Origin of the sequence: Pseudomonas sp. SWRI111 (assembly GCF_014268555.1) — a bacterium.
Classification (GTDB): domain Bacteria; phylum Pseudomonadota; class Gammaproteobacteria; order Pseudomonadales; family Pseudomonadaceae; genus Aquipseudomonas; species Aquipseudomonas hamedanensis.
Genome location: NZ_JABWQQ010000005.1, coordinates 133,643 through 150,462, shown reverse-complemented (window position 1 = coordinate 150,462; position 16,820 = coordinate 133,643). Strand labels below are relative to the sequence as shown.

General features: G+C 61.1%; 16 protein-coding genes and 1 riboswitch. Of the genes, 6 read left to right on the top strand and 10 right to left on the bottom strand.

What is annotated here, in order from left to right; translation table 11 throughout:
• Positions 1-59: 59 nt before the first annotated feature.
• Complete coding sequence (metF, locus tag HU755_RS08890; RefSeq protein WP_186631662.1) at positions 60-905, bottom strand: methylenetetrahydrofolate reductase [NAD(P)H]; 846 nt, start codon at positions 903-905, stop codon at positions 60-62.
• A 159-nt stretch (positions 906-1,064) separates the two neighbouring features.
• Positions 1,065-2,474: an adenosylhomocysteinase gene (gene ahcY / locus HU755_RS08885; protein ID WP_039757587.1), complete on the bottom strand. Its 1,410-nt coding sequence runs from the start codon at positions 2,472-2,474 to the stop codon at positions 1,065-1,067.
• A 23-nt stretch (positions 2,475-2,497) separates the two neighbouring features.
• Positions 2,498-2,596, bottom strand: a riboswitch (S-adenosyl-L-homocysteine riboswitch).
• A 197-nt stretch (positions 2,597-2,793) separates the two neighbouring features.
• Between ahcY and HU755_RS08880 the strand changes: the two genes are divergently transcribed.
• Complete coding sequence (locus HU755_RS08880) at positions 2,794-3,201, top strand: acyl-CoA thioesterase (RefSeq protein WP_186631659.1); 408 nt, start codon at positions 2,794-2,796, stop codon at positions 3,199-3,201.
• A gap of 175 nt (positions 3,202-3,376) precedes the next feature.
• On the top strand, positions 3,377-4,297 hold the full coding sequence (locus tag HU755_RS08875) for a formate/nitrite transporter family protein (protein ID WP_186631656.1): 921 nt from the start codon (positions 3,377-3,379) through the stop codon (positions 4,295-4,297).
• Here the strand turns inward: HU755_RS08875 and HU755_RS08870 are convergent.
• Complete coding sequence (locus HU755_RS08870; protein WP_238344763.1) at positions 4,287-5,576, bottom strand: cation:dicarboxylate symporter family transporter; 1,290 nt, start codon at positions 5,574-5,576, stop codon at positions 4,287-4,289. The two genes, HU755_RS08875 and HU755_RS08870, sit on opposite strands and share 11 nt — an antisense overlap.
• A 37-nt stretch (positions 5,577-5,613) precedes the next feature.
• Entirely contained in the window at positions 5,614-6,027 is a 414-nt protein-coding gene (locus HU755_RS08865; protein ID WP_186623778.1) for a VOC family protein, read from the bottom strand.
• A 91-nt stretch (positions 6,028-6,118) separates the two neighbouring features.
• On the opposite strand from HU755_RS08865, the gene HU755_RS08860 reads away from it, so the two are divergent.
• Positions 6,119-6,976: a LysR family transcriptional regulator gene (locus tag HU755_RS08860; protein WP_186631653.1), complete on the top strand. Its 858-nt coding sequence runs from the start codon at positions 6,119-6,121 to the stop codon at positions 6,974-6,976.
• Between the two features lie 15 nt (positions 6,977-6,991).
• On the opposite strand, the gene HU755_RS08855 is transcribed toward HU755_RS08860, so the two are convergent.
• Positions 6,992-8,227, bottom strand: a complete 1,236-nt coding sequence (locus tag HU755_RS08855) for a sodium:proton antiporter (protein ID WP_186631651.1) — start codon at positions 8,225-8,227, stop codon at positions 6,992-6,994.
• A 250-nt stretch (positions 8,228-8,477) separates the two neighbouring features.
• A complete protein-coding gene (locus HU755_RS08850) occupies positions 8,478-9,647 on the bottom strand; it encodes an MFS transporter (RefSeq protein ID WP_186623774.1) in 1,170 nt (389 codons plus the stop codon).
• A 240-nt stretch (positions 9,648-9,887) separates the two neighbouring features.
• Between HU755_RS08850 and HU755_RS08845 the strand changes: the two genes are divergently transcribed.
• Together HU755_RS08845 and HU755_RS08840 are read left to right on the top strand one after the other, a co-directional pair.
• Positions 9,888-10,721 (top strand): EamA family transporter, encoded by an 834-nt coding sequence (locus HU755_RS08845; protein WP_186631648.1) that lies wholly within the window; start codon positions 9,888-9,890, stop codon positions 10,719-10,721.
• A 39-nt stretch (positions 10,722-10,760) separates the two neighbouring features.
• Complete coding sequence (locus HU755_RS08840) at positions 10,761-11,144, top strand: MAPEG family protein (protein WP_186549330.1); 384 nt, start codon at positions 10,761-10,763, stop codon at positions 11,142-11,144.
• Between the two features lie 124 nt (positions 11,145-11,268).
• Here the strand turns inward: HU755_RS08840 and HU755_RS08835 are convergent, their stop codons facing one another.
• Positions 11,269-12,447: a murein transglycosylase A gene (locus tag HU755_RS08835; RefSeq protein WP_186623572.1), complete on the bottom strand. Its 1,179-nt coding sequence runs from the start codon at positions 12,445-12,447 to the stop codon at positions 11,269-11,271.
• Positions 12,448-12,575: 128 nt separating this feature from the next.
• On the opposite strand from HU755_RS08835, the gene HU755_RS08830 reads away from it, so the two are divergent.
• Entirely contained in the window at positions 12,576-13,025 is a 450-nt protein-coding gene (locus HU755_RS08830) for a cytochrome c (RefSeq protein WP_186631645.1), read from the top strand.
• Between the two features lie 205 nt (positions 13,026-13,230).
• Here the strand turns inward: HU755_RS08830 and HU755_RS08825 are convergent, their stop codons facing one another.
• From HU755_RS08825 to metK, 3 genes are all read right to left on the bottom strand, one after another.
• Positions 13,231-13,626 carry a DUF1090 domain-containing protein gene (locus HU755_RS08825; RefSeq protein WP_186549323.1) on the bottom strand — a complete coding sequence of 132 codons (396 nt, stop codon included), beginning with the start codon at positions 13,624-13,626 and terminating at the stop codon, positions 13,231-13,233.
• A gap of 95 nt (positions 13,627-13,721) precedes the next feature.
• The gene (gene ligB, locus HU755_RS08820; RefSeq protein ID WP_186631642.1) at positions 13,722-15,398 is read right to left on the bottom strand and encodes an NAD-dependent DNA ligase LigB; all 1,677 of its coding nucleotides are present in this window, start codon (positions 15,396-15,398) and stop codon (positions 13,722-13,724) included.
• A 220-nt stretch (positions 15,399-15,618) separates the two neighbouring features.
• On the bottom strand, positions 15,619-16,809 hold the full coding sequence (metK, locus tag HU755_RS08815) for a methionine adenosyltransferase (protein ID WP_003229025.1): 1,191 nt from the start codon (positions 16,807-16,809) through the stop codon (positions 15,619-15,621).
• Positions 16,810-16,820: the final 11 nt, after the last annotated feature.

Below are 16,820 nucleotides of genomic sequence, written 5' to 3'. Positions count from 1 at the left end.
GGAGCCGCCGAAGGCTGCGATTTCTGGACCTTGCTTGTAGCTTGTAGCTTACAGCTGCTTCAACGCGGCAACTTCAGGTTCTTCCAGATCGCCAGGCTAGGCTCGGCCTGGTTCATGGAATAAAAATGCAGCCCCGGTGCGCCGCCCTGCAACAGGCGTTCGCACATCTCGGTGACGACTTGCTCGCCAAAGCGCTGAATGCTGAGCGCGTCATCGCCATAGGCTTCCAGTTGCTTGCGGATCCAGCGCGGAATTTCCGCCCCGCAGGCATCGGAGAAGCGCGCGAGTTTGCTGTAGTTGGTGATCGGCATGATCCCCGGCACTACCGGAATGTCCACGCCCAGCGCCTGCAAACGGTCGACGAAGTAGAAATAGCTGTCGGCGTTGAAGAAGTACTGGGTAATCGCGCTGTCGGCGCCGGCGCGAGCCTTGCGCACGAAGTTGGCGAGATCGTCTTCGTAGTTGCGCGCTTGCGGATGCATCTCCGGGTAAGCGGCGACTTCGATGTGGAAGTGATCGGCGGTTTCTTCACGAATGAATTCCACCAGCTCATTGGCGTGACGCAGCTCACCGCTGGTCATGCCCATGCCGGACGGCAGGTCGCCGCGCAGGGCGACGATGCGTTTGATGCCGGCCGCCTTGTACTCGTTCAGCAGCCCGCGCAGGTCGTCCTTGCTGTCGCCGACGCACGACAGGTGCGGTGCGGCCGGTACTTTGACTTCGCTTTCCAGTTGCAGCACGGTGTTGAGGGTGCGATCACGGGTCGAACCACCAGCGCCATAGGTGCAGGAAAAGAAGTCGGGGTTGTAAGTGGCCAGCTGACGGGCAGTGGCAAGCAGTTTTTCATGCCCAGCATCGGTCTTGGTCGGGAAGAACTCGAAGCTGTAGCGACGGTTTTGGGACATGGTCATACCCTTTGGAGCACAAAGCCTTTGAAGCTTGCATCGCACCTGTGGGAGCGGGCTTGCTCGCGAATGCGCAGGGTCAGTCAACAGAGATGTTGAAGGAACGATCGCCTTCGCGAGCAAGCCCGCTCCCACAGGGGAGGCAGGCCGCTGCGTCAATCAGTAGCGGTAAGCGTGCGGCTTGAACGGGCCTTCGACGGTGACGCCGATGTAGTCAGCCTGTTGCTTGGTCAGTTGAGTGACCACGCCGCCGAAGCCGCGAACCATTTCCAGGGCCACTTCTTCGTCGAGTTTCTTCGGCAGTACTTCAACGGTCAGGCGCTCGGCTTTCTGCGCTGGCGACAGGTCGGCGTATTTCTGACCGAACAGGAAGATCTGCGCCAGTACCTGGTTGGCGAACGAACCGTCCATGATGCGGCTCGGGTGTCCGGTGGCGTTGCCCAGGTTCACCAGACGGCCTTCGGCCAGCAGGATCAGGTAGTCGTCGTTCTGTGGGTCGAAGCTGCCGGCACCGGTGCGGTGAACCTTGTGCACCTGTGGCTTCACTTCTTCCCATGCCCAGTTCTTGCGCATGAAAGCGGTGTCGATTTCGTTGTCGAAGTGACCGATGTTGCAGACCACGGCGCGCTTCTTCAGGGCTTTGAGCATGTTCGCATCGCAAACATTGACGTTACCGGTGGTGGTCACGATCAGGTCGATCTTGCCCAGCAGCGCTTTGTCGATGCTCGCTTCGGAACCGTCGTTGATACCGTCGATGAACGGCGAAACCAGTTCGAAACCGTCCATGCAGGCCTGCATGGCGCAGATCGGGTCGACTTCGGAGACTTTAACGATCATGCCTTCCTGACGCAGGGACTGCGCCGAACCCTTGCCCACGTCACCGTAACCGATGACCAGCGCTTGCTTGCCGGACAGCAGGTGGTCGGTACCGCGCTTGATCGCATCGTTCAGGCTGTGACGGCAGCCGTACTTGTTGTCGTTCTTGGACTTGGTCACCGAGTCGTTGACGTTGATGGCCGGGATTTTCAGCTCGCCCTTGGCCAGCATGTCCAGCAGGCGGTGCACGCCGGTGGTGGTTTCTTCGGTCACGCCGTGAACGCGGTCCAGCACCTGCGGGTATTTCTTGTGCAGCAGCTCGGTCAGGTCGCCGCCGTCGTCGAGGATCATGTTGGCGTCCCATGGCTGGCCATCCTTGAGGATGGTCTGCTCCAGGCACCACTCGTACTCTTCTTCAGTCTCGCCTTTCCAGGCGAATACCGGGATGCCGGCAGCAGCGATAGCGGCAGCGGCCTGGTCCTGAGTGGAGAAAATGTTGCACGACGACCAGCGTACTTCGGCACCCAGGGCAACCAGGGTTTCGATCAGCACGGCGGTCTGAATGGTCATGTGGATGCAGCCGAGGATTTTCGCGCCTTTGAGCGGCTGCTCGGAAGCGTACTTGCGGCGCAGACCCATCAGGGCAGGCATTTCCGATTCGGCGATGATGGTTTCGCGACGGCCCCAGGCTGCGAGGGACATGTCGGCAACTTTGTAATCGGTAAAATCGGCAGGCGTGTTGACAGCGCTCATGAAGAGCCTCCATTCGTAATGTATGCGAATGGGCGCCGTTGTGCGTTTAGTGTCCGGCGTGAGCCAGTCAACGCCCCATCCGAGCCTGACAGGTCGAACCTGCTGCAGCGCCCCTCGGACAGGTGGCGGGAAAACGGTAGCAAGCGATCATTACCGTTTTTGAAACGGAAGCGATTATAGCCGTCCGGGCTGATCTTCCAAAGGGTTTCTGTCGGCCAGATGAAGATCGCCAATGGCGACCATAGTCGCAGCGGCCTGGAGCCTGACTGGTCAGTCTGCCAAGATGGGCGCATCTTTCGGCAAGCGCTCAGGAGTGAACATGAATTTCCACACCCGCAAATGGGTAAAACCCGAAGACCTCAACCCCAACGGCACCTTGTTCGGCGGTAGCCTGCTGCGCTGGATCGACGAAGAAGCGGCGATCTACGCCATCGTCCAGTTGGGCAATCAGCGCGTGGTGACCAAATACATCTCGGAAATCAACTTCGTCAGCGCCTCGCGCCAGGGCGACATCATCGAACTGGGCATCACCGCCACCGAATTCGGCCGCACCTCGATCACCCTGACCTGCGAAGTGCGCAACAAGATCACCCGCAAGAGCATCCTCACGGTCGAGAAGATGGTGTTCGTCAACCTGGGTGAGGACGGCCTGCCGGCGCCGCACGGGCGGACCGAGATCAGATATGTGAAAGACCAGTTTCAGGAAGATGAACTCGTTACCAAGTGACATTGGCGGCGCGCCCTTCGCGAGCAAGCCCGCTCCCACATTTGGAATGCGTTCCCTTGTGGGAGCGGGCTTGCTCGCGAATGCGGTTGTGCAGCCACCGAATCTTTATCTGACCACTGAACAGCCATGAAGCGCAACGGTCGTAGCTAAATCGTCCCCCACGGTTTCCTACGCCATGACCACCCCCACTGACGGCAAGACCCCAGACCTGTCGACCCAGGAAAAGAAAGAAATCGAGAAAAACCAGCCGCCACGCGCGGCGGTTCTGCATGAAATCATTCGTGCCCAGGGCGATCAGGAACTGGAGCGCAGCATTGCTGCGCTGTGGTGGTCGGCGCTCGCGGCCGGCCTGACCATGGGCCTGTCGCTGATGGGGATGGGCCTGCTCAACTCGCGCCTGCCCGACGGTGACGAGTTCAAGGTGATCGCCAGTTTCGGCTACTGCGCAGGCTTTCTTGCGGTGATTCTCGCTCGCCAGCAATTGTTTACCGAAAACACCCTGACCGCCGTACTGCCGGTCATGACCAAGCCGACCCTGCTCAATTTCGCACGGCTGATTCGCCTCTGGACGGTGGTGTTGCTCGGCAACCTGTGCGGCACGATTCTGGTGGCTTACGTGATGCTTGAGTTGCCGATCTTCGACAGCAAGACCGACCACGCTTTCCTGGAAATCGGCCGCAAGGTGATGGAGCACAGCGCCGGGCAGATGTTCGCCAAGGGCATCGTCTCCGGCTGGATGATCGCCACCATGGTCTGGATGATTCCGTCCATGGAGAGCGCGAAGATGTGGATCATCATCCTCATCACCTATTTCATGGCGCTCGGCGACTTCACCCATATCGTGGTCGGCTCGGCAGAAGTGTCATATCTGGTCTTTGCCGGTGAACTGCCTTGGGGTGATTTCTGGGCGGTATTTGCTGGACCGACATTGGCCGGGAATATCATCGGCGGCAGTTTCATTTTCGCGTTGATCAGCCATGCACAGATTCGCAGTGAGAGCGGTGCGCCGAAGGCGGATAAACCGAGCCCTGATCAAACAGGCTCGGCTCCGTTGCGCGCGAAATCCGCTTCACCTGAAAAAAGCGTCAGGCCTTGAACGTCTGGGCGGCTGGCGCCTGGGCGGGTTCGCTTTCAGGCGCCTTGAGCTGGCCTTCCCAGCGAGCGATGACCAGAGGCGCCAGCGCGTTGCCCAGCACGTTGAGCGCCGTGACTGGCATGTCCATCAAGCGATAGACGCCGGCGATGATTGCCACGCCTTCCACGGGCAACCCGGCCGCTGTCAACGTTGCTGTCAGGATGATGAACATGAAGCCAGGCACGCCGGCCGCGCCTTTGGAGGTCAGCACCATGATCAGCACCAGCATCGCCTGGTCGGACAGGCTCAGGTCGATGCCGTAGGCCTGGGCGATGAACAAGGTGCCCAGACCGGCGAACAATGACGCGCCATCCAGATTGAATGAGTAACCCAGGGGGATGACCATGCTGGTGATAGGGCGCGGTGCGCCATAGCGCTCCATTTTCTCGATCAGTTGCGGCATCACCGTGGCCGACGCGGCGCTGCTGTAGGCCAGTATCAGTTCACTGCGGATGGCCTTGATCAGGTGGAAAAAACGGATGCCGGCTATTCGCGCCACCAGCCCCAGCACGCAAAACGCGAACAGCAGTACCGCCACGTACGTGATACCGATCAACTTGGCCAGCGGCAGCAATGCGCTGAGGCCGAAACTCGCCACGGTGACCCCGATCAGGCCGAAGATACCGATCGGCGAATAGTGCATGACCAGATGCGTGACCTTGAACATGGTGTCCGAGATCGCCTGTATCACCGCAATCAACGGTGCTTTCTGCTGTTCGGGCAGCATCGACAGGGCGCAGCCGAACAGGATGGCGAAGAACAGTACCGACAGCAGCTTGCCCTGAGACATGGCCAGAACGATGTTGTCCGGAACAATGTTGACCAGAGTGCGGCCAAGGTTCTGCGTCTCGCCCGTCGCGGCGAGGCCGGTCACCGGTGTTTGCAGGGTGCTGCTGAAGTCTGCGCCGGCGCCGGGCTGGAAGACGTTGCCGACGATCAAACCGAAGACGATGGCAATGCTGGTGACGGTGAAGAAATACACCAGTGTCTTTATCCCGACGCGCCCCAGCGCCCGGGTGCTGCCCGCGCCTGCGATACCGACGACCATGCAGGCAAAGACCAGCGGCACGACGATCATTTTCATCAGGCGGATAAACAAGTCGCCCGCCGGCTGCAGCAAGTTGTCGATGAACCACGTCTTGTGTTCGGGAAACTGGTTAAGCAGGAGGCCGACGATGACCCCGGCTGCGAGGCCGAGCATGATCCGGGTGACAAGGCTGGTGGGTTTTCTGTTGCGCATGGTGTGCCCCTTTGTTGTTGTGTTTGTTGGGGTGGAATCAGTGTGCGAAGAGGTTGCTGAAGTCTTTGAAGCCTTTGACTTCGATCGGATTGCCACTGGGGTCGAGGAAAAACATCGTGCGCTGCTCGCCGGGTTCGCCGGCAAAGCGCACCACGGGCGGGATCTCGAATCGGGTGCCGAGGTGGGTCAGGCGCTCGGCCAGTACCAGCCATTGCTCAAGTGGCAATACCACGCCGATGTGCGGCATCAGCACCTTGTGTTCGCCGACCTGACCGGTGCGAGTCGTGGCGAAGGGCGTGCCCAGGTGCAGGGATAACTGGTTGCCGAAAAAATCGAAGTCGATCCAGGTGTCGGTGCTGCGCCCTTCGGTGCAACCCAACACATCTCGATAAAAAATCCGCGTCTGTTCCAGGTCGCAAACATGGTATGCAGCGTGAAAGGGTCTGTTCATGGGAGATCCCCGAGTGAAGGAGCGCTCAGGGTAAACAGGCCGCGCGGCGCGGCAAAACGGCTTCGCCTTGTTCTGAGCGAAAGGAAAACTTATGGATGTACGCTTTCTGCAAAGCCTGATTGCGGTGGTCGAGACCGGTTCGATTGCGGCAGCTGCGCGCCGGGAAAACCGCACGGCAGCGGCGATCAGTCAGCGTGTCCAGGCGCTGGAACGAACGCTGGGGTGCGCCTTGCTGTTACGAACGGCGCATACCGCGCGGCCATCGGATCAGTGCCTGCTGCTGATGCCGAAAATCCGCGCAATCGTTGAGCAGGCGCAGGCGTTGCATCACGATCTGAGTCGTGACGGGCTGTCGGGTGAAGTGAAGATCGGGGCGATATCGACGGCGCTGACCGGTGTGTTGCCCGGCGTGATCGAGCGTCTGGCGCAGACGGCACCGGAGTTGAAGCTGAAGATCACCCCGGGTGATTCAAAAAGCCTCTATGAAAAGGTGCTGAGTGGTGAGCTGGATGCGGCAATTCTGGTCCGGCCACCGTTTCCACCGCCCAAAGCGCTCGCACTGAAGCTGCTCAAGGCCGAGCCGCTGATCCTCATCGCTCCGGCCAGTCTCAGCGAGCCGTCGCTGGTGAGTTTGTTGCGCGAGGAGCCGTTCATTCGTTATGACGCACGCTCCTGGGGTGGACAGATTGCACAGCGCTTCCTTGATGAACAATCGCTTGAACCGACGCTTCTGTGTGAGCTGGATGCGCTGGAGACCATCGTCATGCTCGTCGCTCAGGGAATGGGCGTTTCGCTGGTGCCGCAGTGGGCCGGGATGAACCTGGACGGCGTGCAAGTGCTGCCGGTCGATAACCCGCGCTATGCGCGGGATCTGGTAGTGCTGCAGGGTTCGACGCCGCACCGCCCTGTGGCGATGCGGTATCTGCTTGAGTTGCTGTGCAGCGGCTAGCGCCGCCGCGCTCACTCAGGTCGGCTGGGTCACCCGGCGTACGACTCGGCCAATCGTCAGGCCCTGAACCAGAATCGACGACAGCACGACGATGTAGGTAATGCTCAGCAGCAGGTCGCGCTCGGTCCCCAATGGCAGCGACAGGGCCAGCGCGACCGAGACGCCGCCACGCAAACCGCCCCAGGTCAGGATGCGGATAGTGCCGGCCGGCACTGAGCGCCAGCGGCGCAGCAAGAGGATTGCCGGCGCTACGGTGAGCAGGCGCGACAGCAGAATCGCCACCGCGAGCAAACCTGCCGCGGCCATGTGCAGCCAGTTGAACGGCAGCAGCAACAACTCCATGCCGATCAGCGCAAACAGCAAGGCGTTGAGCATGTCATCGAGCAACTCCCAGAAACCGTCGAGGTAGCGACGGGTCATGTCGTTCATCGCCAGATTGCGCCCCAGGTTGCCGATGATCAGACCGGCAACCACCATCGCGATTGGCGCCGAGACGTGCAGCTCTGTGGACATCGCCGAGCCACCAATCACCAGGGCCAGGGTCAACATGACGGTGATCTGGTGTTGCTCGACGCTTTTGATCATCCGATAGACCAGATAGCCGATCAGCCCGCCGAACAGCACACCGCCAATCGCTTCGTGCACAAACAGCATGGCCGTGGCGCTGACGGTCGGCGTTTCGCCCAGTTGCGCGATACCCAACAGCACGGTGAACACCACGACCGCAGTGCCATCGTTGAACAGCGACTCGCCGACGATGGTGGTCTTCAGCGGTTTTGACGCGTTGGCGGTACGCAACACGCCGAGTACCGCAATCGGGTCAGTCGGCGAAATCAGCGCGCCGAACAGCAGGCAGTAGAGGAAGCTCACGTGCCAGCCGAACAGAGCAAAGATGTAGAAGGCCAGGCTGCCGATCACCACGGTTGCGATCAGTACGCCGAACGTGGCCAGCAGGCCGATGGGCCAGCGGTAGCTGCGCAGGTCGTTCAGGTTGACGTGCAGGGCGCCGGCGAACAGCAGGAACGACAGCATCCAGTTCATCAGCAGATCGCCGAAGTCGATCTGGCCGATCAGTTGTTGCACGCGCTCTTCGAGGCCGGGAAAGCCGAGCACGCTGAGGCCTTGCAGAATCAGCGAGAACAGCAGCGCGGTGACCATCACGCCGATGGTCGGCGGCAGGCCGATGAAGCGGAAGTTGACGAAGGTCAACAGGGTGGTGAGGCAGATGAAAGCGGCGACAAGTTCAAGCATCCGGGGTCCTTTGGATGGAGGGTGAATGAAGCGCGACCGGAGTCTGGTCGCAGGGGTTGGATGGGCCAACAGCGGCAGGGGATACAACACAGTTCATTGTGGCGAGGGGATTTATCCCCGCTCGGCGGCGAAGCCGTCGCAACCCGGTTTATCGGTTATTCCTGACAAGACCCGATTGAGTGGTTTTGGGGCTGCTGCGCAGCCCAACGGGGATAAATCCCCTCGCCACAGGTGGGTGGTTGCAGAGGTCTCAGTCGGACACATTGACCGCAGTCGCTCGCCGACGTTGCAGGTAAATGAACAGCAGTGCCGTCAGCACAGTCAGCACCCCGACCAGCGCCCCGGTCCACGGCAGGTCTGCCAGATCCGCGCCGCTGGCCACGACCAGGCCGCCAATCCATGCGCCCGCCGCGTTGCCGAGGTTGAACGCGCTCTGGTTCAGCGTCGAACCCAGATTCGGCGCTTCATGGGCCTGATCGATGATCAGTAGCTGCAGAATCGGGCACAGCGCAAACGCGAAAATCCCCCACAGCACCAAGGTGATTGCGGCCGGAACTACCGCGCGGCTGGTCTGACTGAAGGCCGCGAGAATCACCACCACCGCCAAGGCCACCCCGACCAGCGACGGCAACAAACGGCTATCGGCCAAACGCCCGCCGAGCATGCTGCCAGCGGTCAGGCCAACGCCGAACAACAGCAGCATCACGGTCACGCCGTGGGGGCTGACGCCGGTGATGTCCTGCAGGATCGGCGCGATGTAGGTGAACACGCTGAACAGGCTGGTCGAGGCCAGCACGCTCATGCCCAGCGCCAGCAGCACGTTGGCTTTGCCCAGTACCTTGAACTCGCTGGCGAGGTTGGCTTTGTCCATGGCGATGTGCTTCGGCAGCCACAGCCATTGCGCGAGCGCGGCGATGATGCCGATCACCGACACTGCCCAGAAGGTTGAACGCCAACCGGCGTATTGGCCCAGTGCAGTGCCCAGCGGCACGCCGAGCACATTCGCCAGGGTCAGGCCGGTGAACATCATGGCAATCGCCTGGGCGCGTTTGTTCGGCGCGACCAGTCCGGCGGCAACCACCGAGCCTATGCCGAAAAACGCGCCATGACACAACGCGGTGACCACGCGCGCGGCCATCAACGTGGCGTAGTTCGGTGCCAGCGCACACAGCACGTTGCCGAGGATGAACATCAGCGTCATGCCCAGCAGCGTTGCCTTGCGCGGCATGTTGGCCGTGCCGATCGCCAGGATGGGCGCACCGAACACCACGCCCAGGGCGTAACCGGTGATCAGCAGGCCGGCGTGCGGAATGCTCACCGCGAGGTCGCGGGCGACATCGGGCAGCAGGCCCATGATGACGAATTCAGTGGTGCCGATGCCGAACGCGGCAACAGCAAGGGCAAGCAAGGCGAGTGGCATGCGCAAGGTCTCTGTCGGTAGTCTTGACGCTTTGATCAGGCATACGCGTGCCAGCGACCGTTCGTGGGGGAGCGGGAGCAGGCAGCTTTTATTGGAATTTTTCGGTGTGTAGCTGAGTGCGGCGTGGTTGCTTGCAGTATAAACAGCTGCTGACACATCGCGAATCAATAATCTGACTAATCGTTTTTTCGGATTTTTCTGGATGGCCCTACGGGGTTAATAAAAATAAAGGGGTCAATTGTGCTGGCGACAGCTCTGGTGTTGGTGGCGGCGCTGCTGCATGCGGCGTGGAATACCCTGATCAAGTTCAGCGCCGAACGGTTGCTGGTGGTGGCGTGCATGGACACCGTGGCGCTGCTGTTTGTCGCCCTCGCGCTGCCCTTTGTGAATCTGCCGCCCGTTGAGATCTGGCCTTGGATTCTCGCTTCAGCGGCGTTCGAGCTACTGTATCGTTATCTGTTGATACAGGCTTATCGCGTGGGCGATCTCGGCCTCGTCTATCCACTGATGCGCGGGCTGTCGCCTTTGGTGGTGCTGGCGTTGACCCTGATCTTCGCCGGTGAGGTGCTGACCACCCAGCAGATCTTCGGAATCATGCTGATCCCGTTCGGTATGGTCTGTCTGCTGTGGCAGGGTGGCGGCGGCGGGCGCTTGCCGTGGTCGATGCTGCCGGTGGTGGCGCTGATCGGTTTGTGCATCGGCTGTTACACCTACATTGATGGGCAGGCGCTGCGGCGCTGGTCGCACCCGCTCGATTATCTGGTCTGGGTCACGCTGCTCAGCGCCTGGCCGTTTCCGCTGCTGGCGTGGGTTGCACGGCGCCCGGCGTTCCTGCAGTTCTGGCGCGAGCAATGGAAGCTTGGTCTGGCGGTCGGGTTTTGCGTGTTGTTCAGCTACGCTCTGGTGCTGTGGGCGATGCAGTTGGGGTCGATCGCCGAAGCAGCAGCGTTGCGCGAAATCAGTGTGATTCTGGTGGTGCTGTTCGGAATGCGCTACCTCAAAGAACCTTTTGGCCGACCGCGGCTCTTAGCCTGTGGGCTGGTGCTGATCGGCATGCTGGTGATGAAGTTCTGACCGCTCGCGAATTTTATAACTCGAAAAAAGGACGGCGTTATGACGGTGGCTCTATGGTGTGTGTTGATCGCGATTTTTCTGCCCTATGTCTGCACAGGCATAGCCAAGGCCGTGGGTGGCTACCGGTTAAGTGACAATCATGACCCGCGGGACTTTATGGAGAGTCTCAACGGTCTGGCGCGGCGGGCACATGCGGCGCAATTGAACAGTTTTGAAGTGATTCCGGCGTTTGCCGTGGCGGTGATCGTTGCGCATCTGGTGGGGACGGCACAGCTGGTGACGGTGAATGTGCTGGCGGTGCTGTTTATCACCAGTCGCCTGCTGTACGTCATCTGCTACCTGGCGGATTGGGCGATTCTGCGGTCGCTGGTATGGTTTGTGGGGATGGGGTTGATTGCTTCGTTCTTTTTTGTGTCTATGTGATTATTAATGGGTGTTGCTGATGGCCTCATCGCGAGCAGGCTCACTCCTACAGGGGTACGCATTCCAAATGTAGGAGTGAGCCTGCTCGCGATAGCTGTTTGATTGCCTCTGCAGACCCAGCGGTTTACTTCTTCTCTGTATCCGCGACTTGTGGCACTTGCGGCAGCGCCGCGCCTTTAGGCCAGAGCATCCAGATCTGGCCTTGTTGTTTCATATCCCCGGCCAGTTGCCCGGCCGCATCACCGGTGCCCCAGAACAGATCCGCACGGACTTCGCCGGCAATCGCGCCGCCAGTGTCCTGTGCCGCGACCGGACGCACCAGCGGCGTGCCGTCGGGACGCGTGGTCGACAGCCACAACAGGCTGCCCAACGGAATCACTTTGCGATCCACCGCCGCGCTGTAGCCTGCGGTCAACGGCACGTTCAGCGAGCCGCGCGGCCCTTCGTTGCTGTCCGGGTTGCGGGTGAAGAACACATAGCTCGGGTTGCTGCCCAGCAGTTCCGGAATACGCGAAGGGTTGGCCTTGGCCCAATTGCTGATGGCGCTCATGGTCACGTCTTCTTTCTTCAGCTCGCCTTGCTCGACCAGCCAGCGGCCGATCGGCCGGTACGGGTGGCCGTTCTGGTCGGCGTAGGCGATGCGCAGCTGTTTGCCATCCTCTGTCTGGATCCGGCCGGAACCCTGGATTTGCAAAAATTGCAGATTCATCGGGTCGGTCAGGTAAGCCACCACCGGCGCGTTCACGCCTTTGGATTCGATGGTCGCCGCATCGTCGTAAGGCTTGAGTACGCGTCCTTCGAGGCGTCCGCGCAGCCGCTTGCCCTTCAGCTCCGGGTAAATGCTGTCCAGCGAGACGATGATCATGTCTTCGGGCACGCCGTACACCGGCACGTTCGCCGTCTCGGTTGGCGTCAGGCTGCCGGGGTAGACCGGTTCGTAGTAGCCGGTGATCAGGCCATTGGGGTTGTCGTGCTCGGCACGCAGGCCGTAGACATCGAGGTTTTGCTTGAGGAATGCGCGAATTTCTTCGGCATCCTGCGGCACATTGACCGCTGCGGCGCAGGTCGGGCCCCAGACCGCATCGGCTTTGAGGCGCGTGCATGCGCTGCGCCATGAGCCGAAACCGGCAACCAGGTCGTTGTCGGATACCGTCGGCAGGGCTTCCCACGTTGCACTGGAATAGGTGGCCAGCGCATGGGTTGTCGGCTTGGCGCTGTCGCCGCCGGTGCAGCCGGCGAGAACCGCCAGCAGGGGAAGGGTGGCGATCAGCGGATGACGCCAGGCCTTGAGACGGCTGTTCATGGAGTGATTCCTGTGCCGGTTACCCGAGTGCTCCCTGCGCTCCGGCAACCCGTATTTTTAATAGGGCTATTGGTGTTTGGCGGTGACGCGAGGATACTGGCCGCCGATTTCCGTGACCTGAAGCCACCATGACGCTTAATAGAATTGCTGTTGTATTGCTGGCCTGCCTGAGCTTGTCCGCCTGTGGCGGTGTCGATCCGAACTCCCCGCTGGGCCAGCGCAAGGCCATCTTCAAACAGATGCTCAAGACCAGCGAAGAGCTGGGTGGCATGTTGCGCGGACGCATCCCGTTCGACGGGCCGAAATTTGCCGAAGGCGCGGTCAAGCTCGACACGTTGTCCCATGAGCCGTGGCAGCATTTCCCGCAGGTGCGTGAGGAAGGCCACACCAGTGCCACCGACGATGTCTGGCGCAAGCAGGCACAGTTTCAGCAAATGGCCCGCGCTCTTGAGGCGGCCACTGGCGAATTGGTGCTCGCCAGTCAGGTTCAACCGTACAAGGCCAGCAACCTTGGACCGGCGGTGCAGAAAGTTGAAGATGCCTGCAGTGCTTGCCATAAACAGTTTCGCGATCACTAATCTGAGGGCTGGTGAGTAACAATGTGGCGAGGGAGCTTGCTCCCGCTGGGTTGCGAAGCAGCCCTGAACCATTCGACCGAGTTTTTTCAGTTGCGACCGGTCGAGACGGGGTTACGACGGCTGCGCCGCCGAGCGGGAGCAAGCTCCCTCGCCACAGGGCGCCGCCGAGCGGGAGCAAGCCCCCCTTGCCACAGGGGCCCCGCCATTACTTGTCGATCTGGTCCAGCGCTTCCTGCAGTTCCTTGCGCGACTCGGCCAGCTTCTCCTTGCGCTTGTTGATCTTCTCCGGATCGCCTTTCTTCATGGCTTTGTCGAGATCGGCCTGACGCTGGCTCACCTCATGCTTGGCCTCAAGCACTTTGTTTTCGCGTTCTTTCTTCAGACCGGCGTCGGTGCAGTGCTCGGTCACTTCACGCAGCGCGGTTTCCAGGCCTGCCTGCTGCTCCAGGTTGCCGCGCGACTTGGCCTGTTCGATCTGATTGATGATGCCCTGCTTCTTGGCCGCGCAGCCGGTCAGGCCCGGGCCGTCTTCTTCCGCCATTACCGGGGCGGCCATTACGCCGCAAAGGGTCAGCAGGGCGAGCGGTGTGAGAAATTTCATAATAGCTCCATGTGCAAAGGCAATCGGCTGGTCAGGCACTGCGCAGTTGGAGCGCCTTGTCCGCCGTGGGTTCCCGGCGTGCCGGGCGTGCATGTTCAGAAACCGTCGATTCCGGCGGCGTGTAAGGTTTCGCTCAAGGCCAGCACCTGCGGATCGCGCAGGAATGCACGCAATTGCGCCGCGCGCCCCGGGCCGATGCCGGCTTCTGCCTGCCATTGTTCGGTGTCACGTTGTACCAGCGCCTGCCACGAATCGGGGAGTCGGGCCTGCCCGGTTGGTGGCAGGCCCAGCGCTTTCAACCATTGAGCGAACGGCTGTTGCCGGGCGCTATGAAAACTGTGCATCAGGCGCGCGCTGCTGCGCTCGCCGAAGCCGGCAATGTTAGCAAGCTCTGGCGCATCGAGGGTCAACCAATCCAGCAGGTTGTTCAGACGGCCTGTTTCGAGAAGTTTCTCCCAGGTGCCGCGCCCGACATGCGGCATGGCCAGGCCCTGCTTGCCACTGAGCCAGGTCAGGCGCGCGATAAACTGGATCTCACATCCGGGCGTCGGTTGCCAGCAGCTCAAGGCGTGGTAGTCGCTGGCGCCGGGGACGAAGAGATCGGCTCGCTCGCTGGCGCGCAGCACCACGCTGTCGAGTCGCGGGATGGTCAGGCCGGCCAGGCTGATTGCCACCTGATCGCCAGGACGCGCGTCGAGTGCCAGCCAGCGTTTGAGCGAGCTGACGCTGACTCGTCTGATTTCACGGTCGTCCAGCTTGACCGGCACAAGCTCCAGCACCGGGGTGATACGTCCGGTGCGACCGACCTTGAAGTGCACCTTGCGCACTTCAGCCAGCGCCTGGGCAAATGGATATTTCCAGGCGATCGCCCAGTACGGTGCGCGTGCCTGCCAGCGTTCGGCGGGCGGGCGCTGATTCTGGCGCAGCACCACACCGTCACTGGCAAACGGCAACGGTGAGCGATACCAGTGCTCGCGCCATTTTTGCGCATCGGCAAACTCGCGGATCGGATGGGTGTACGGCTCGGTCGTGGCGAACCCCAGCGCCGTCAGTGCGGACAATCGCTCAGGCAGATTTGAAGGGCCCTGCGGCCAGTCCCAGACGAACAGGCCGATCCCGGCGGCGTCTTCGGCCGCGAGGGATTTTCGCCCCATCAGACCTGCGACCGTCGCGCGGGCATTGACGCTGCCCGATTGCGCTTGCACATGGTCGTTCAGTCGCCAGTAGAGCTCGCCCTGCACCAGCAGGTCTTGTGGCTGAGTCAGCCGTGGTGGAATGGCAGCGATTTTGTGCGCGGAGGGGGTCCAGTCCTGGCCGCTGACACCGTCACCGCGACTGATGGCCTGCTTCAATACTCCCTGGCGATAGATCAACGTGATGGCAACGCCGTCGACTTTGGGTTGCACCCAGACGTCTCGGCGATCACGCAGCCAGCGATCCACCTCCTCGCCTTTATGGAGTTTATCCAGGCCAGTGTGCGGGGTCGGGTGTACAACCGAGCCTGACGCCGAGCGCAAAGGCTGCTGTGATGAGGGTTGTTGGAAGCAGTTGCGCCATTCGCTCAGCCGCGACAGGGCCTGGTCGTAAAGGTCGTCGGCGACCAGTGAGCGGCCTTCGCGGTGATAGGCGTCGTTCCATTGGTCGATCTGGTTTTGCAGGGTGATGATTTCGCGTTGGGCTTGGGGGCGGGGCCAGTTGGGGCAGTTGGCGTGGGCGGCGAGCGCGATGTGTGCCAGCAGGAAAACCAATAACAAGCGCAGCGTGAAGAGCATTGTGAGCGTCCTTGCTCAGGGGGAATGTTTGAAGGGTAGGTGAGGATTTGCGATGCGGTGTGTGGGTGTTTTTCGAGGTGTTTCCGGGTTGCTGAATTGATGTCGCGAGTGCGGGCCCCTTCGCGAGCAGGCTCGCTCCCACAGGAGGCCGGCGTGATATTCAGGCATGAAAAAGCCCCGCACGGCGCGAACCGTGCGGGGCTTTTACGCAGCCAGGGAATTACAGGCCAGCGGCAGAACGCAGGGCGTCGGCGCGGTCGGTTTTTTCCCAGGTGAACGTGGTGAAGGTGTCTTCGCCAACGGTCTTGGTCTGCGGCGCGCGGCCGAAGTGGCCGTAGGCTGCGGTTTCCTGGTACATCGGGTGCAGCAGGTCGAGCATGGTGGTGATTGCGTAAGGACGCAGGTCGAACACTTCACGCACCAGTTTGATGATCTTGTCATCGCTGATCTTGCCGGTGCCGAAGGTGTTCAGCGAGATCGAGGTAGGCTGGGCCACACCGATCGCGTAGGAAACCTGAATCTCGCAGCGCTCGGCCAGGCCGGCCGCGACGATGTTCTTGGCAACGTAACGGCCAGCGTAGGCAGCCGAACGGTCGACCTTCGATGGATCCTTGCCGGAGAACGCGCCGCCGCCGTGACGGGCCATGCCGCCGTAGCTGTCGACGATGATCTTGCGACCGGTCAGGCCGCAGTCGCCTACCGGACCGCCAATGATGAACTGGCCGGTCGGGTTGATGTGGAACTGGGTGTCTTTGCTCAGCAGTTCGGCAGGCAGTACGTGCTTGACGATCAGCTCCATCACGCCTTCGCGCAGGTCTTTGTACGACACTTCAGGGTTGTGCTGGGTCGACAGAACCACGGCGTCGATACCGACCACCTTGCCGCCTTCGTAACGGCAGGTCACTTGCGACTTGGCGTCCGGACGCAGCCAAGGCAGCAGGCCCGACTTGCGCGCTTCGGCCTGGCGCTGCACCAGTTGATGCGAGAAGGTGATCGGCGCTGGCATCAGCACGTCGGTTTCGTTGCTGGCGTAGCCGAACATCAGGCCCTGGTCGCCGGCGCCCTGATCTTCAGGCTTGGCACGGTCAACGCCCTGGTTGATGTCAGGGGACTGCTTGCCGATGATGTTCATCACGCCGCAGGTCGCGCCGTCGAAGCCAACTTCGGAGCTGGTGTAACCGATGTCGCAGATCACATCACGAACGATCTGCTCCAGGTCGACCCAGGCGCTGGTGGTCACTTCACCGGCAACAATGGCTACGCCGGTCTTGACCAGAGTTTCCACAGCCACGCGGGCGTGTTTGTCCTGGGCAATAATGGCGTCCAGCACCGCATCGGAAATCTGGTCGGCGATTTTGTCCGGATGTCCTTCAGACACGGACTCGGAGGTGAAGAGGGAGTATTCGCTCATCTCGATGTTTT

Bases quoted from the DNA above. Each gene is read 5' to 3' on its own strand.
- HU755_RS08850 (WP_186623774.1), bottom strand. From the start codon at position 9,647: ATGCCACTCGCCTTGCTTGCCCTTGCTGTTGCCGCGTTCGGCATCGGC.
- HU755_RS08865 (WP_186623778.1), bottom strand. From the start codon at position 6,027: ATGAACAGACCCTTTCACGCTGCATACCATGTTTGCGACCTGGAACAG.
- ahcY (WP_039757587.1), bottom strand. From the start codon at position 2,474: ATGAGCGCTGTCAACACGCCTGCCGATTTTACCGATTACAAAGTTGCC.
- HU755_RS08860 (WP_186631653.1), top strand. From the start codon at position 6,119: ATGGATGTACGCTTTCTGCAAAGCCTGATTGCGGTGGTCGAGACCGGT.
- metF (WP_186631662.1), bottom strand. From the start codon at position 905: ATGTCCCAAAACCGTCGCTACAGCTTCGAGTTCTTCCCGACCAAGACC.
- HU755_RS08830 (WP_186631645.1), top strand. From the start codon at position 12,576: ATGACGCTTAATAGAATTGCTGTTGTATTGCTGGCCTGCCTGAGCTTG.
- HU755_RS08835 (WP_186623572.1), bottom strand. From the start codon at position 12,447: ATGAACAGCCGTCTCAAGGCCTGGCGTCATCCGCTGATCGCCACCCTT.
- HU755_RS08875 (WP_186631656.1), top strand. From the start codon at position 3,377: ATGACCACCCCCACTGACGGCAAGACCCCAGACCTGTCGACCCAGGAA.
- ligB (WP_186631642.1), bottom strand. From the start codon at position 15,398: ATGCTCTTCACGCTGCGCTTGTTATTGGTTTTCCTGCTGGCACACATC.
- HU755_RS08880 (WP_186631659.1), top strand. From the start codon at position 2,794: ATGAATTTCCACACCCGCAAATGGGTAAAACCCGAAGACCTCAACCCC.
- HU755_RS08855 (WP_186631651.1), bottom strand. From the start codon at position 8,227: ATGCTTGAACTTGTCGCCGCTTTCATCTGCCTCACCACCCTGTTGACC.
- metK (WP_003229025.1), bottom strand. From the start codon at position 16,809: ATGAGCGAATACTCCCTCTTCACCTCCGAGTCCGTGTCTGAAGGACAT.
- HU755_RS08825 (WP_186549323.1), bottom strand. From the start codon at position 13,626: ATGAAATTTCTCACACCGCTCGCCCTGCTGACCCTTTGCGGCGTAATG.
- HU755_RS08840 (WP_186549330.1), top strand. From the start codon at position 10,761: ATGACGGTGGCTCTATGGTGTGTGTTGATCGCGATTTTTCTGCCCTAT.
- HU755_RS08870 (WP_238344763.1), bottom strand. From the start codon at position 5,576: ATGCGCAACAGAAAACCCACCAGCCTTGTCACCCGGATCATGCTCGGC.